The 14,598-nt window shown below is 67.7% G+C and carries 14 protein-coding genes; 6 read left to right on the top strand and 8 right to left on the bottom strand.

What is annotated here, in order from left to right; genetic code table 11:
- Window positions 1-15: 15 nt before the first annotated feature.
- The 8 genes from IB258_RS02370 to IB258_RS02335 form a co-directional block, all read right to left on the bottom strand.
- Complete coding sequence (locus IB258_RS02370; RefSeq protein WP_192352068.1) at window positions 16-2,220, bottom strand: rhodanese-like domain-containing protein; 2,205 nt, start codon at window positions 2,218-2,220, stop codon at window positions 16-18.
- Between the two features lie 118 nt (window positions 2,221-2,338).
- Window positions 2,339-3,268, bottom strand: coding sequence for a CysB family HTH-type transcriptional regulator (locus tag IB258_RS02365; RefSeq protein WP_054454609.1), 930 nt, complete (start codon window positions 3,266-3,268; stop codon window positions 2,339-2,341).
- Window positions 3,269-3,276: 8 nt separating this feature from the next.
- On the bottom strand, window positions 3,277-3,627 hold the full coding sequence (locus IB258_RS02360; protein WP_192352067.1) for a VOC family protein: 351 nt from the start codon (window positions 3,625-3,627) through the stop codon (window positions 3,277-3,279).
- Between the two features lie 122 nt (window positions 3,628-3,749).
- Window positions 3,750-4,964 carry a cystathionine beta-lyase gene (gene metC, locus IB258_RS02355; protein ID WP_175160724.1) on the bottom strand — a complete coding sequence of 405 codons (1,215 nt, stop codon included), beginning with the start codon at window positions 4,962-4,964 and terminating at the stop codon, window positions 3,750-3,752.
- A gap of 62 nt (window positions 4,965-5,026) precedes the next feature.
- Window positions 5,027-5,893 (bottom strand): amino acid ABC transporter ATP-binding protein, encoded by an 867-nt coding sequence (locus IB258_RS02350; protein ID WP_175213314.1) that lies wholly within the window; start codon window positions 5,891-5,893, stop codon window positions 5,027-5,029.
- Complete coding sequence (locus IB258_RS02345) at window positions 5,880-6,689, bottom strand: amino acid ABC transporter permease (protein WP_175160722.1); 810 nt, start codon at window positions 6,687-6,689, stop codon at window positions 5,880-5,882. The genes IB258_RS02350 and IB258_RS02345 overlap by 14 nt, the downstream gene beginning before the upstream one ends.
- On the bottom strand, window positions 6,679-7,416 hold the full coding sequence (locus tag IB258_RS02340) for an amino acid ABC transporter permease (protein ID WP_192352066.1): 738 nt from the start codon (window positions 7,414-7,416) through the stop codon (window positions 6,679-6,681). The genes IB258_RS02345 and IB258_RS02340 overlap by 11 nt, the downstream gene beginning before the upstream one ends.
- A gap of 13 nt (window positions 7,417-7,429) precedes the next feature.
- On the bottom strand, window positions 7,430-8,266 hold the full coding sequence (locus IB258_RS02335; RefSeq protein ID WP_175160718.1) for a transporter substrate-binding domain-containing protein: 837 nt from the start codon (window positions 8,264-8,266) through the stop codon (window positions 7,430-7,432).
- A gap of 210 nt (window positions 8,267-8,476) precedes the next feature.
- Between IB258_RS02335 and IB258_RS02330 the strand changes: the two genes are divergently transcribed.
- The 6 genes from IB258_RS02330 to IB258_RS02305 are packed head-to-tail and all read left to right on the top strand — an operon-like array spanning window position 8,477 to window position 14,598.
- Window positions 8,477-9,346, top strand: a complete 870-nt coding sequence (locus IB258_RS02330) for a VOC family protein (protein ID WP_119451532.1) — start codon at window positions 8,477-8,479, stop codon at window positions 9,344-9,346.
- Window positions 9,346-10,455, top strand: a complete 1,110-nt coding sequence (locus IB258_RS02325) for a DUF2817 domain-containing protein (RefSeq protein ID WP_192352065.1) — start codon at window positions 9,346-9,348, stop codon at window positions 10,453-10,455. The genes IB258_RS02330 and IB258_RS02325 overlap by 1 nt, the downstream gene beginning before the upstream one ends.
- 30 nt (window positions 10,456-10,485) lie before the next feature.
- Window positions 10,486-11,499, top strand: a complete 1,014-nt coding sequence (locus IB258_RS02320) for a zinc-binding dehydrogenase (RefSeq protein WP_192352064.1) — start codon at window positions 10,486-10,488, stop codon at window positions 11,497-11,499.
- Window positions 11,496-11,945: a PaaI family thioesterase gene (locus IB258_RS02315; RefSeq protein ID WP_054454625.1), complete on the top strand. Its 450-nt coding sequence runs from the start codon at window positions 11,496-11,498 to the stop codon at window positions 11,943-11,945. Before IB258_RS02320 ends, IB258_RS02315 begins: the two co-directional genes overlap by 4 nt.
- 28 nt (window positions 11,946-11,973) lie before the next feature.
- Entirely contained in the window at window positions 11,974-13,617 is a 1,644-nt protein-coding gene (locus IB258_RS02310; RefSeq protein WP_175213310.1) for an ABC transporter substrate-binding protein, read from the top strand.
- A gap of 9 nt (window positions 13,618-13,626) precedes the next feature.
- Entirely contained in the window at window positions 13,627-14,598 is a 972-nt protein-coding gene (locus IB258_RS02305; RefSeq protein WP_192352063.1) for an ABC transporter permease, read from the top strand.

Here is a 14,598-nt window from a genome sequence, read left to right as displayed (position 1 = left end):
CGCTGGCCGCTCCGGTCACTCCCGCGCGATCAACCGAAACTCCTGGCTGCCTTCGCGCTCCAGCTGCGCCACCAGTCCCAGCTCCCAGTCCAGATAGTCGCGGAAGCCCTGATCCCGCGCGGCCAGGTCGTCCAACAGATAAGGGCTGACGCTCTGGTCGTCGTCCCCCGTCAGCACGCCTTGCCCGCCACGGGCCAGTTCAAGGCCCTGTTCCTTCCAGGCGCGGGTGCCTCCCAGCAGGTAGCGCACCGGCCGCTGGCTGCGCCACGCCAGCTCGGCCGCCACGACGCTTGCCAGCACGCCGTCGGCGGAAGTCAGCACGATGGTCCGGTCCCGGTCTTCGGGGAGGAACTCGGCCAGGCGGTCGGGCGCCGAGTATCGGGAGCCCGGCACGTGGCCGCGTTCGTACGCAACCCGTGCATCGACGTCGAACAGCACGGCCTGGCCGCTTTCCAACGCGGCCCGCAAGGCTTGCGGCCGCAAACCGCCGGCGTCAGGCCGGTGGCGCAGCACCCGCCGCGGCTCCGGCCCGCTCTGCAACGCGGCCGATGCCGGCGGTCGGTACAGATAGACCTCCACCGCGCCCAGCTGGGCCAGCCAGGCGCTGGTGGTCAAGGCGCGCACGCCGTCCCAATCCGCCAGCACCACGCGGGCGCGGCGCGTGGCCAGGTACTCGTCCGTGGCCTGCACCAGTTGGCCGCCGGGCGCCCAGCGCCAGCCCTCCAGATGGCCGGTCTCGTACTCCTCGCGGGTGCGCACATCGAACTTGTAAAGCGTGCGCACGTCCTGCTCCGCCTCGAATGCCAGCAAGGCGGCGGTATCGATGTGCGCGACGCCTGCTAGGCGCGCGACGCCGGCCGCCTGTTGGCGGGCCGCAGTCAAGGTCTGGCCGTCCGGCTCAGGCAGCGCCGCATGCCTGCCATGGGCCAGCTCGCGGCCCGACAGCAGCCACTCCATGGTGCCGTTGCGCAACGACGCGACACGGTTGGGTATGCCGGCGTCGATCAACGTTTGCGCGCCGACGATGCTGCGCGTGCGTCCCGCACAGTTCACCACCACAAAGGTAGCCGGGTCCGGCGCCAGCTCGCGGATTCGATAGACCAGTTCCGCCCCAGGCAGACTGTGCGCGAAGGGCAGCGTGAAGTTATGGAATTCCTCCGGCGTGCGGCTGTCGACCACCACGATGTCGTCACCGCGCGCCACGCGCGCATCGAGTTCGTCGACGTCGATCCAGGGTGTGCGCTTCTCATGCTCGATGACTTCGCCGAACGCCTTGCTGGGCACGTTGGTGCCGGAGAACAACTCCCGCCCCTCCCGCTCCCAGGCGTCCGTCCCGCCCGCCAGCACCGAAATATCGCTCCAGCCCAGGCGCGTCAGCTTGGCCGCGGCCTGGTGTGCCAGCGTCTCGTCATCATCCACCAGCACGATGCGCGCATCGCGGCGCGGCGCCAGCTTGTCGATCAGCAGTTCCAGGCGCCACAAGGGCGCTGGCACGGCGTGCAGCAGATGGCGGCGCGCATGACGGCCCGCCTCGCGCACGTCCAGCAAGGCGATCTCGCCCGCGCCGCGCAGTTCGTCCTGCAGCGCCTGCGTGGAAATACGCGCATGATAGATCGCCGCAGGCGGCGAGAATGTGCGGTAGGTGCCGCCCGCCGTGCTTTCGAACACCACACGGCCATGCAGGCGGTCCAGCGCCAGGCCATAGAAATGCAGGTGCGCGCCAGGCTCGTCACCTACCAGTTCGATGGTGTGTACGTCCGCCGGCCCCAGCACGATGGAGCTGCCCGGCTGCACATCCACGCGCTGGACGTGGGTCAGCACATCGCGCAGCGGATCGGCGCTGCGCTCGCGCGCATAGACCTCATTGCGCTCATTGCCCTGCACGCCGGCGATGATGGCCCAGGTGGTGTGGTCGTGCGGCGGCTGGGCCTTGCCCGGCGCGCCCAGCGACAGGTAAAGGGCATGGCCGCCGTCCAGGTCCTCCGCCAGCCGGTAGATGGCGTTCGGCCTGCCCGGGACCAAGGCGAACGCTTCGGCCGGGAACAGTTCGCGGCGGCGGCCCAGCGCTTCCAGCAGCGTTGCCACTTCGGCCAGTTGTTCGCGCGTGACGCTGGCGGCATCGGGCGCCAGCCGCCGTGCATGGGCGATGAACTCGCGCACGGCCCGTGCGCGTTCGTTGTGGATGCTCGCGGTTGCGGACAGCGGTGCAGATGTACTCATGGGATGGCCCTGAATTCCGTGTGGAAGAAAAAGTCAGCCTACGTGCGCGGCGCCGCGGCGGGAACGAAGCGATGCAACTATGGATATGCGCGGGACGACTGTCCCTGCGCCGCTTGCCTCAGCCTTCGCCCTTGAGCTCGCGTTCGACGATCTCGCGCGTCAAAGTCGGCACGAACATCTCGATAAAGTGAAAAGCGTAACCGCGCAGCCATGCGCCGCGCCGTATCGCCAGCCGCGTCAGGTTGATCTCGAACAGGTGGCGGGCGTCGATGGCGCACAGGCGCGTGTCGCGCTCGGCGTCCCAGGCCACCGAGGCCACGATGCCCAAGCCCAGCCCCAGCTCCACATAGGTCTTGATCACATCCGCGTCCATCGCCGTCATGACGATGTCGGGTGTGATGCCGGCTCGCGCGAAGGCCTCGTCGATATGCGCCCGGCCCGTGTAGCCCCGCCCATAGGTGATGAGGGGATGGCGCGACAGCTGCGACAGCGTCACCCCGTCCTGCTGCCGTTCCAGAGGATGGCCGCGAGGCACGATGATGCTGTGGCTCCAACGGTAGCAAGGCAGGTTGACGAGCCCAGGATAATCGGCCACCGCTTCCGTCGCCACGCCGATGTCGGCCTCGCCTTCCAGCAGCATCTCCGACACCTGCTTGGGCGAACCTTGATGCAGATGCAGCACCACTTCGGGATAGCGTTCGCGGAACTCCTTGATGACGGGCGGCAAGGCGTAGCGCGCCTGCGAATGGGTGGCCGCTATGGACAGCACGCCCGTCCGGCTGTCGGCGTACTCCGCGCCGGCATGGCGGATATTATCGGCGCATTGCAGGATCTGCTCGACCAAGGGCAGGATAAGCTCGCCGGGCGGGGTCAGGCCGATCAGCCGCTTGCCCGAGCGCACGAAGATGTCGACGCCCACCTCTTCCTCGAGTTCGCGGATCTGACGGCTGACGCCGGGCTGCGAGGTGTGCAGGCTTTCGGACACGTCGGTCAGGTTGAAGTCCTGGCGTACGGCCTCGCGCACGGAGCGCAATTGCTGGAAGTTCATCGCGCGCCTCAGCCCAGGAATGCCAGCTGATTGCCGGACGGATCTTTCACGTACATCACGCGCGGCTCGGCGTCTGGCAAGGAGCAGACCGGATGGTGTCCAGCCCGGCGCAGGCGCGCCAGGATGACGTCATAGTCGCCGGTCCTGAGCGCGAGGTAATCGGGCTTCACTTCCCTGCTGATTTCGTCCACGGGAGACAGCGACAAGGTCGCTTCGCCCAGCGCGAACAGCAGCCGCTGGCCGCCGGCCCTGGCCATTTCGTCCAGGCCGATGATGTGACCATAGAACTCGCGTACCGCTGCCTGCCGCTGGACAAGAAACGGAAGCTGCACCGAACCGATGGAAAGAATAGTAGACATGCCCTGCCGCCAATCATGGAACAGGGCAAATTCTAGTGGTCGCGGGTACTGACGGACAAAGAGGTAAACGTTGCTTCTACATAGCCGGAAACCCTAAAGAAAACCGCTCATTTGCATATGCCTCAGGCGCTGCGCCGCAGGGCCTGGCGTGTTGCCGCGAATGCGCGCTCCAGGTCGTCCACCAGGTCCAGCGGGCTTTCCAGCCCGATGTGCAGGCGCACCACGGATTGGGTCTGCGGACCATCCCGCCACTGGCTGTGCTCGGCCAGGCGCTCGGGCGCCGCCTCCAGCGCCAGGCTTTCGTAGCCGCCCCAGGATGCGCCGATGGAGAAATAGCGCAAGGCATCGATGAAGCGCGCGCCGGCAGCGGCATCGGAATGGCGGAACGCGAACGACACCAGGCCGCTGGCGCCGCTGAAATCCCGCCGCCACAACGCATGGCCCGGGTCCTGCGCCAACGCTGGGTAATAGACTCTGGCGACGTCCTCGTGCCGCGCCAGATATTCGGCCACGACCAACGCGTTTTCATGATGCCGCGCCAGCCGCACATCCAACGTGCGCAGGCCGCGCAAGGTCAGATAGGCATCGTCCGCGCCCACCGACAGGCCCAGGGCGTCGTAGGTCGCGCCCAGTTGCCTGGCCAGTTCCGGACTATCGACCGTGACCACGCCCATCATCACGTCGGAGTGTCCCGCCAGGTACTTTGTGGCCGCCTGAATCGAAATGTGCGCGCCCAACGCCAGCGGCTGATAATACAGGCCGCCGCTCCAGGTATTGTCCGCCGCCACCAGCACGCCATGCCGCCGCGCCGTCGCGGCCAGCGCAGGCAGGTCCTGCACTTCGTACAGGAGCGAGCTGGGCGACTCCAGGTATAGCAGGCGGGTGTTCGGACGAATCAGCGCTGCGAGGTCGTCGCGTGCTGCGGAAAAATACTCCACCTCGATCCCATAGCGCTGCAACAGCGCGCGGTCCACCTTGCGCACCGGCGAATAGACACTGTCGGCCACCAAGGCGTGCTCGCCCGGCGCCAGGGTCGCCAGTAGCACCAGCACGATGGCTGACAGCCCGGAGGGTGCCAGCAGCGTGCGGTAGCCGCCTTCCAGCGACGTCACAGCCTCTTCCAGCGCCTGATGGGTGTCCAGACCATGGCGTCCATAGGTCGCCACGCGTTCCCCGGCCGCGCGTTGCCGGCCCAGGGCCGCCTGCGCGGCCGTGTCGGCAAAGCGCACGGTGCTGGTGCGTACCACCGGCACGTTCACCGGGCCGCCGCCCTGCTTCAGGTCGGGCGCGCCGGCATGCACCAGCCGGGTCTGGACGCGAGCGTCTGCAAGGCTCATGCGGTCACCTCGCCACAAATGGGAATCAGGGATATGAAAATCATGCGCAACTCCATCAGGGTTCACACCGCCAGGCGCAGCGGATCGAAATGCAGGTAGCTCTGTATGGGATCGGGAGTCCGCTCGCGCACGGGCGCCGCGCCGACCGCCCGTTGCAGAAAGGCGCGCGTGCGCTCGCTGGCAGGCGCCCCGAACAGGCGCGCCGGCGGCCCGGACTCGACGATCCGGCCGGCCTCGGTGAAATACACAATGTCGCTGATCTCTTCGGCAAAGCGCATCTCATGGGTCACCAGCACGCAAGTCAGGCCGTCCTCCACCAGTTCGCGAATCACGGCCAACACTTCGCCGACCATCTCCGGGTCCAGCGCGGAAGTGACTTCATCGAACAGGATCAGCTCGGGCCGCAATGCCAGCGCGCGCGCGATCGCCACGCGTTGCTGCTGGCCGCCGGACAGTTCGCCGGGATAGGCGTCCTGCTTGTGCTCCATCCGCACCTGGGCCAGTAGCTCGCGCGCGCGCTTCTCGGCCTGCGCGCGCGGTACGCCGCCCACCTTGATGGGAGAGATCGTCAGGTTCTCCAGCACGCTCAGGTGCGGGAACAGGTTGTATTGCTGGAACACGAAGCCCACGCGCTTGCGCAGGCCGATCAGCTCGGCTTCCGTCTTCAAGGCGTCCACGCGCACGCCGCCAACCTCGATGCGGCCGCGCTGTGGGCGCAGCAGTCCGGTAATGCAGCGCAGGATGGTGGACTTGCCCGATCCCGACGGTCCGATGATGGACACCGCCTGCCCCTGCCGCACCTCGACGTCCATGCCCTTGAGCACCTCCGTCTGGCCAAAGGCCAGATGCACGTCCTGCAGGCTGACCAGCGGCGGCGTAGCCGCGCCCCTTGAGGCGGCTGTGCGCGCCTCGAATTCAATAATGCTCATGGCGTTTTTCCAGATACCGCGTCCAGCGCGCGATGGGGTAGCAATAGGCGAAGAAAAGCGCCAATAGCGTGAAGTAGACCAATATCGTGAAGTCGGTGCGCGACACCGTATTGCTGGCCACCGTGGCTGCGTCCACCAGATCGTGCACGCCCACCAGCGAGGCCAGCGACGTGCTCATGGTGATGCTGGCGTACAGGTTCATCCACGACGGCAGCATCCGCCGCAGGCACTGCGGCAATACGATCATGCGGAAGATCTGCGCGCGGCGGAACGCCAGCGATTGCGCGGCCTCCCATTGCGCGCTGGGGATGGACTGGATCGCGCCGCGGAAGATCTCGGCCACGTTGGCGCTGGCCGGCAGGCCCAGGCCGATGACCACCTTGATCCAGTCCGGAAACGGCAGATTCCATCCGCCCAGCCTCAGCTCGAAGGGAAATACGTAGGTGGTGAAGTACACCAACACCAGGATGGGCGCATTGCGGAACAACAGCACGTAGGCGCGTGTCAGGCGGCGCATCAGCCGCGACGGCGACAACGACAGCGCACCCACCACCAGCCCGGCCAGCGTACCCAGCGCCATGGCCAGCACGCTGATCTGGACGTTCATCGCCAAACCGCGTAGCAAGGCTGGCGACCAATACCACAGCGTCCGCACGGCGGCGGGCGCCGAGTTGGTGGCCGCCCACGCCAGGTTCAGCGCCGCCAACGCCAGCAATACGACAAGCCAGGGATCGCGCAAGGCCGGCGGCAGCCGTCGCCCCGCGGCCTGTGCGTTCAGGACCAGGTCATTGGCCATAGCCAGGCATCCTCAAACGTTCTTCCAGCCATCTCCCGCCCAGACCGACCAGCCAGGTCAGCAGGCCGAAGTACAGCAGGATGAGCAGCAAGAGTTCCAACACGTTGTCGCGGTACGACCAGATCATGATGGACTCATAGGTCACGTCGCCCACCGCGATGGCCGACGCAATCGCTGTCATCTTCACCAAGTCCACCAGGTTGTTGACCAGTGCCGGCAAGGCAAAGCGCAACGCCAGCGGCAGTTGCACCTGGGTCAGGATCTGGCGCCGTGAGAACGCCAGCGAACGAGCCGCCTCCATGGTTACGGCGGGCACCGCTTCGATACCCGCGCGCAAAGCCTCGGCATGGAACACCCCCTTGTGCAGCGCCACCACGATCACCACCCAGGCGAACGGCGCTATCGGACTGCCGCCGCCCAGCTTTTGCGTGATCAGCATGTTCAGCACCAGGAAGGCGCAATACAGCTGCACCAGCGTGGGCGTGTTGCGCGTGACTTCCACAAAAGCCTGCAATGGCCTTGCCAGCCAGCCGCGGCCGCTGGTCAGGCCCGCCGCGATCAGGACGCCGAACGCCAGGCTCACTGGTATGGTCCACGCGCATAGTTGCAGCGTGACCAGCAGCCCGCGGCCGAACGCGGACAGTTCACTCGCGTCCAACACGAAGCTGTAGTTCAGGCCTAGGGGCTTGAAAAGGCCGACCCAGGCATGCAGTGCCGATTCGAACATGCGCCGGCCCGCCTCAGCTTCCCTGCTTGTACTTGGCGTGCAGTTCCTGCAATAGCGGCTGCGGCGGTGCGATGCCCAGGCGAGTTTCCGTGGCGATCAGCCAGCCCGTGCGATGCCAGTCCTGCACCACCTTGTCGACGGCGGCGATGGTGTCGGCCTCGCCCTTGCGGGTCCAGACCACCGAGTTGGCCGGCAGCACCTCGCTGGCGATGGGCGCGTGGTAGTCCTTCCATTCCGGGTTGCTGCGCAACAACGGCTGGATCAGAGTCGAATCGTGCACGGCCGCGACGCACTGGCCGCCACGCAGCGCCAGGAGCGAATCCGACGAGCTCTTGTAGCCCTTGACCACCGCGCCGTAATCGGCTGACAAGGGCCGCGCGAAGCTGCTGCCCTGGGACACGCACACCGGCTTGCCGCGCAGGTCCTCCCACTTGGCGATGCCGCTGGTCTTCAGGGTGGCAGCCGTTCCGCCCACGCGGAAGAACGGCGTCGGCGCATAGCCCAGGATCTCGGCGCGCTCCGGGTTCAGCTCCATGGACGCGATCAGCAGGTCGACCTTGCCGGAGATCAGGAACTGCGTACGCGTGGCGGTCTGCACCTGCACCAATTCCGCTTTCACGCCCAGGCCCTTGGCCAGCTCGCGCGCCAGCTCCGGGTTCCAGCCCACCAGCTGCTGCGTCGCGGGGTCCAGCGAACCAAACACGCCGCCATTGGCCAGCACGCCTATGGTGATGGTGCCGCGTTCCTTGATCTTTTCCAGCGTGGCGTCGGCCTGCGCCGCGCCGGCGGCCAGGGCCAGCGCCAGGGAGAATGCGATGCGGGCGCCGCCCGGAGTCTTGCGAGTCGTCATGTCGTTGTAGAGGGATGTGCTTTGAACGGACCACCATGCTGCTTGCGGGTTGGCCCAGGAGCAAAGAAGACTTTCAGATATGAATATGCGGATGCCTCCTGTCCCCTGGCGCGAACAGAAAGCAAATATCCACATGCGAATTCAATCGTTCTGGCCCGCCTGCGCTTCGGCCAGACTGCCCGCTTCCGTCAAGCAAATTCAGGAAACGCGATGTCCATACCCTCAGTCACCGGACTGGACCACTACATCATCCGGGTGCATGACCTGCAGGCCGCAACCGCCCAATACCAGAAGCTGGGCTTTGTCCTGGCGCCGCAAGGCCGCCACCATCGCGGCACGCGCAACCAGACCCTGATCCTGGACGCCAATTACCTGGAGCTGCTGGCATTCCCGCCGGAGCTGCGCGAGCAGTCGCGCTTTGCGGGCTTTGACGACGCCTATGAAGGCCCGGTCTCCGTCGCGCTGCAGACCACCGACAGCAGCGCCGTGCACGCCGAGCTTGCCCGCCTGGGCATAGACGCCGAAGCGCCGCAACGCGGCGGCCGTCCGGTGCACCTGCCCGCCGGCAGCGAGGACGCGGCCTGGAACAACACCCAGTTTCCGGCGGGCCTCTTCGCGGTGCCGGACTTCTTCACCTGCGGCCATCTCACGCGCCATCTGGTCTACCGGCCCGAATGGCAGGGCCATGCCAACGGCGCCCGCCGCATCGAGTCGCTGATCGCCGTGCATCCCGAGCCGCGCGCCCTGCGCGCCGCGTATGAACGCGTGCTGGGCCCCATTGCCATCAGCGAGCTTCCTGACCAAGGCCTGCAAGTGCGGCGCGGCAGCCTGCGCATCGACTTCCTCGCGCCCGCCGCCTTCGAGCAGCGTTTCCCCCATGTGCGCGTGCCAGCTGGCCTGCCCGCCAGCAGCCAGGGCGGCTGGTTCGCGGGATCGGTCATCGGCGTGCGCGATATCGGGCAGACGCGCGCGTGGCTCGACGCCAACGAGGTCCCGTACCGTACCAACGCGCAGGGCGAACTGGCGGTGGCGCCCGAGCATGCTGCCGGCGCACTGCAAGTCTTCGTGCAGGAGGCATGATGGGCCAGCCCCTGCCCGACTACTGGACCTGCTTTTCCGCCGACTACGCAACAGCGCGCGAGGCCTTCGTGGCCGCCGCCGCGGCGCGGGGCGCCGCGCTCTCGCGCCACGAACATCCCACGGCGCGCGACCCGCAGGGCCGGCCGTTGACCGTAGACGTGGCGGTGCTGGGCCGCCCCGGCGCCGCCCGCACCCATCTGGCCATCAGCGGCACCCACGGCCTCGAAGGCGCGGCCGGCTCGGCGGTGCAGCTCGCGTGGCTGCAGGCGGACGGCAGCCTGCCCTTGCCGGACGACGTCAACGTGGTGCTGGTACATGCGTTGAATCCCTACGGCTATGCGCACGACACGCGCACCACCGAAAACAATGTCGACCTGAACCGCAATTTCATCGACCACACCCGGGCCGCACCGCCCAACCCGCACTATGCCAGCCTGCATCCGCACCTGATCCCGCAGCACTGGACCGAGGCCGCGCTGGACGCCGGCGCCGAGGCGCTGGACCGCTTCCGCCAGGAGCACGGCGCGGACGCGCTCTTCAACGTCACGGCCAGCGGCCAGTACACGCACCCGGACGGCCTGGTCTATGGCGGCAACGGCCCCGAATGGTCCAACCGCACGCTGCGCCGCATCGTCGACGAGCACCTGGGCGCGAGCGAACGGGTGGCCTTCATCGACTGGCACACCGGCATCGGCGAATACGGCGAGCCCTTCTTCCTGTGCTTCAACCCCGACGGCAGCGCCGAGCAGGCGCAAGCCGCGGCCTGGTGGGGCGCGGATCGCGTACTGGGGCAGCGCCCGCACGGCCTGGCCCGTCCCGACTACCAGGGACTGGTGTTCCGTGGCGTACAGCAAGCGTTGGGCCAGCGGCCGCTGGCCGGCGCAGTCGTCGAATTCGGCACGCGCGGCCTGCAGATGCGGCCGGCCCTGAGGCTGGACCAATGGCTGCGTTTCAAGTCCGCGGCCGCGCCCGACGCCGCGCGCGATGCGCAGTTGCGGGCGGATCTGGTCGATGCCTTCGTACCCGTGTCCAGCGTCTGGCGCCGCAATGTCGTGGCCCACGGCCTGCAGATCACGCACCAGGCCATCGCCGGCCTGGCCGCGTGGTGATTCTTTCCCTACCCATCCATCAAGAGACCCATGAAAGCCATTGTTTTGCGTGAACACGGCGGCACCGACAAGCTGCGCCTGGAAACCGAATTCCCCGATCCCGTTGCCGGTCCCGACGACGTGGTCATCCGCGTCGGGGCCTCATCCCTGAACTACCACGACGTGTTCACTCGCCGCGGCATGCCCGGTATCAAATTGCCCTTTCCCGTCATCATCGGCCTGGACGTGGCCGGCGTAGTGGTGCAGACCGGCGCCAACGTGCGCGACTGGAAGGCGGGCGACCGCGTGCTGGTGGACCCGATAGACCGGGTCGATGGCGGCCTGGTGGGCGAGACGATTCATGGCGGCCTGGCCGAACTGTGCCGCGTACCGGCGCACCAGCTGCTGCGTCTGCCCGACGAGGTCAGCTTCGATCAGGCGGCGGCGCTGCCCGTGGCCTACGGCACCGCCCTGCGCATGATGAACCGCATCGGCCAGGTGCAGTCAGGCGAAAAGGTGCTGATCCTGGGCGCCAGCGGCGGCGTGGGCGTGTGCGCCGTGCAATTGGCCAAGCTGGCTGGCGCCGAAGTCATCGCCTGCGCCGGCAGCCCCGAAAAGGCCGAGACGCTGCGCGCCCTGGGCGCCGACCACATCATTCTGTACACCGAGGAAGACTTCCTCAAGGCGGTCCAGGAGCGCTTCGGCAAGCCGTCGCGCCGCCGCAGCGGCAAGCCGGGCGGCGTGGACGTGGTGGTCAACTTCACGGGCGGCGACACCTGGGTCAAATCGTTGCGCTGCCTGCGCCTGGGCGGCCGCCTGCTGACCTGCGGCGCGACCGCGGGCTTCGATCCCAAGGAAGACCTGCGCTATATCTGGACCTTCGAGCTGCAGATCCGCGGCTCCAACGGCTGGGAACGCGAGGACCTGCACGAGCTGCTGGCGCTGGTGCGCGACGGCCGGCTGCGCGTCCACGTGGACCGCAAGTGGCCTCTGGAACAAGGCGCCCAGGCGCTGGCCTCGCTGGAAGATCGCAAGATCGTCGGCAAAGTGCTGGTGTCGGCATGAGCGCGAACCCGAAGGCGCTGGCTCCGGCTGCCACCCTCGACGCCGCGGCCATCCAGGCCAGGTTCGACGATTCGCCGTTCATCGCCTGGCTCGGCCTGTCGGTGCGCGACGTGAACCATGAACAGGGAGAACTGACCGTGCTGGCCCCCATGCGCCCGGAATTCGAGCGCGGCGCGGCCAGCGGCCAATGGCATGGCGGCCCGCTGGCCGCGGTGATCGACACCGTCGGCGATTTCGCCGTCGGCATGCTGCTGGGCCGCGGCCTGCCGACCATCAACTTCCGCGTCGACTACCTGCGTCCCGCCGTCAACACCGCGCTGACCGCCGTGGCCCGCGTGCGCCGCAACGGCCGCAGCGTGGGCGTGGCCGACGTGGACCTCTACAACGACCAGGGTGCGCTGGTGGCCATCGGCCGCGCCACCTACGCCACGCTCGCCCAGGGCTGAGCGGGCTCTCATCTTCAAGGACACCATCATGACCACCGCGCAGCGCCCCGGACGGCGCGCCTTCCTTACCCGTACCGCCGCGGGCGGCCTGGCCGCCGGCCTGGGCATCGCGCCCCAGGCGTTGCTGGCCGCGACTGCCCAGCCCGGCGCCGACGCCGGCCCCGCCCGCAAAGGCGGCACCCTGGTCGCCAGCTGGGGCGGCCTGGAGCCCCAGGCCCTGTTCGTGCCCGGCGGCGGCGGGTCCAGCCCGTTCCAGACCGCGACCAAGATCCTGGAACGCCTGCTCAAGCTGGATGCCGACCTGAAGTTCCAGCCCGCGCTGGCCCTGTCCGTGACGCCCGCCGCAGACTTCCGCAGCTACACCATCAAGCTGCGCGAAGGCGTCACCTGGCACGACGGCGCGCCGTTCACGTCCGCCGACGTGGTCTACAACGTGCTGCAGCACTGGAAGCCGATTTCCGCCGGCATCGCGCTGAAGTCGCTGACCGGCGCGACCGCGACCGATCCGCTGACCGTGGTGCTGAACTTCGACGCGCCGGTGCCGGAGTTCTTCCTGAAATCCACGCTGGCCGGCCAGTTCCAGCTCTTGATACCCAAACACCTGTACGACGGGCGCGACATCATCACCAACCCGCTGAACAACACGCCGGTCGGCACCGGCCCCTGGAAGTACGGCAAGTGGGTGCGCGGCAGCCACGTCGAATACCTGCGCAACGACAGCTACTGGAATGCCGGCCAGCCCAACCTGGACCGCCTCATCATCCGCTGGTGGGGCGACCCCGCCACGCGCGGCGCCGCGCTGGAGACCGGCGAGCTGGGCCTGGCCTATTCCAACCCGGTGCCTGCCCGCGACATCGACCGCCTGCTCAAGACCGGCAAGGTGGTGGTGGACACGCGCGGCTACCAGAACTCGGCCTGGACCGTGACCGCCGAATTCAACCAGCGCCGCGACATCGTCAACCGCCGCGAGGTGCGCCAGGCAATCCTGCACGCCATCGACCGCCAGTTCATCGTCGACACCATCTACTATGGCCGCGGCAAGCCCGCCATCGCGCCGGTCTTCAGCAGCAACCCGCTGTTCTACACCGAGGACGTGCCGCGCTATCCGTTCGACCCCAAGAAGGCCGCCGCGCTGCTGGACGCCGCGGGCCTGCCGGTGAAGGACGGCAAGCGCTTCACCGTGAATCTGGTCGCCGCCGCCTGGTTCGAGGAGAACGCCAAGCTCGGCCAGTACCTGAAGCAGGCGCTGCAGGACGTGGGCATCGAGGTCAAGCTGGATTCCGTGGACCGCGCCACGGCGCTCAAGCGCATCTATGGCGACTACGACTACGACATCGCCGTCTCCAACTTCACCTCGCCGCTGGAACTGGTGCCCACTGTCACCCAGTTCTACACCACCGACGGCATCGTCAAGGGCGCCGCCTTCCGCAACGCCACCGGCTACTCCAACCCGGAAATGGACGCGCTGGTCGCCAAGCTGACCCAGGAGACCGCCCCGGACGCGCGCCGAACGCTTGCGCACCAGTTCGCCCGCCTGGCCTCGACCGACGTGCCGCACGTGCCGCTGGTGGAGATCCAGTCGTTCACGCTGGCCGGCAAGAACGTGCGCAACTTCACCACCGGCGCCAACGTCCAGGGCGAAACCCTGGCCGACGTCTGGCTGCAGGCCTGAGGCGCACGCATGCCGATCCGACTGATCTTGCGCCGGCTGGCCCAGGCCGTCCCGCTGCTGCTGGGCGTGGTGGTGCTGAACTTCGCGCTCATCCAATCCGTGCCCGGCACCTTCCTGGACGTGATGACGGCCGAGCAGCAGGTCACCGACCCGGCGCTCATCGAGCGCCTGCGCGTGACCTACGGCATGGACCAGCCGCCCGCCGTGCAGTTGCTGAAGTACATAGGCTCCGTGGCGCGCGGCGATCTGGGCTATTCCTACCGCCACAACCTGCCCGTGCTGGACGTGATCCTGGCGCACCTGCCAGCCACGCTGCTGCTGATGGGCGCAAGCCTCGCCATCGCGGTGCTGGTGGGCATGGCGGCCGGCATCGTGTCGGCCGTCAAGGTCAACACCTGGTGGGACAGCGCGGTGTCGGTGTTCGCCGTGCTGTGCTTTGCCGCGCCCAGCTTCTGGCTGGGCATCATGCTGATCGTGCTGTTCTCGGTCAAGCTAGGCTGGTTTCCGGTGGGCGGCATGGTGACCATCGGCCTGTCCGGCGGCGCCTGGCGCCAGGCGCTGGATGTGCTGCACCACCTGGCATTGCCGGCGCTGGCCCTGGGGCTGTTCTATTCCGCCGCCTATGCCCGCGTGATGCGCGCCTCGATGCTGGAAGTCAGCCGCATGGAGTTCGTGCGCACCGCGTACGCCAAGGGCCTGACGCGCAGCGCCGTGGTCCTGCGCCACGTGCTGCGCAATGCCTTCCTGCCCATCGTGACGCTGCTGGGCCTGCAACTGGGCGCGGTGCTGGGCGGCAGCATCGTCGTCGAGGCGGTGTTCAGCTGGCCCGGCATCGGCGCCGTGCTGTTCGACAGCGTCATGAGCCGCAACTATCCCGTCGTCCTGGGCATCCTGGTGCTCAGCTCTTTCGTGGTGATCATCGCCAACATCGCCGTCGACCTGATCTACACGCGGCTGGACCCGCGCATCAAGGCTGCCTGA

The organism is Achromobacter sp. ACM02, assembly GCF_014851605.1.
GTDB lineage: Bacteria > Pseudomonadota > Gammaproteobacteria > Burkholderiales > Burkholderiaceae_B > Achromobacter > Achromobacter aegrifaciens.
Note: the sequence above shows the minus strand (reverse complement) of the source record. Positions and strands in the feature narration are given on the sequence as shown.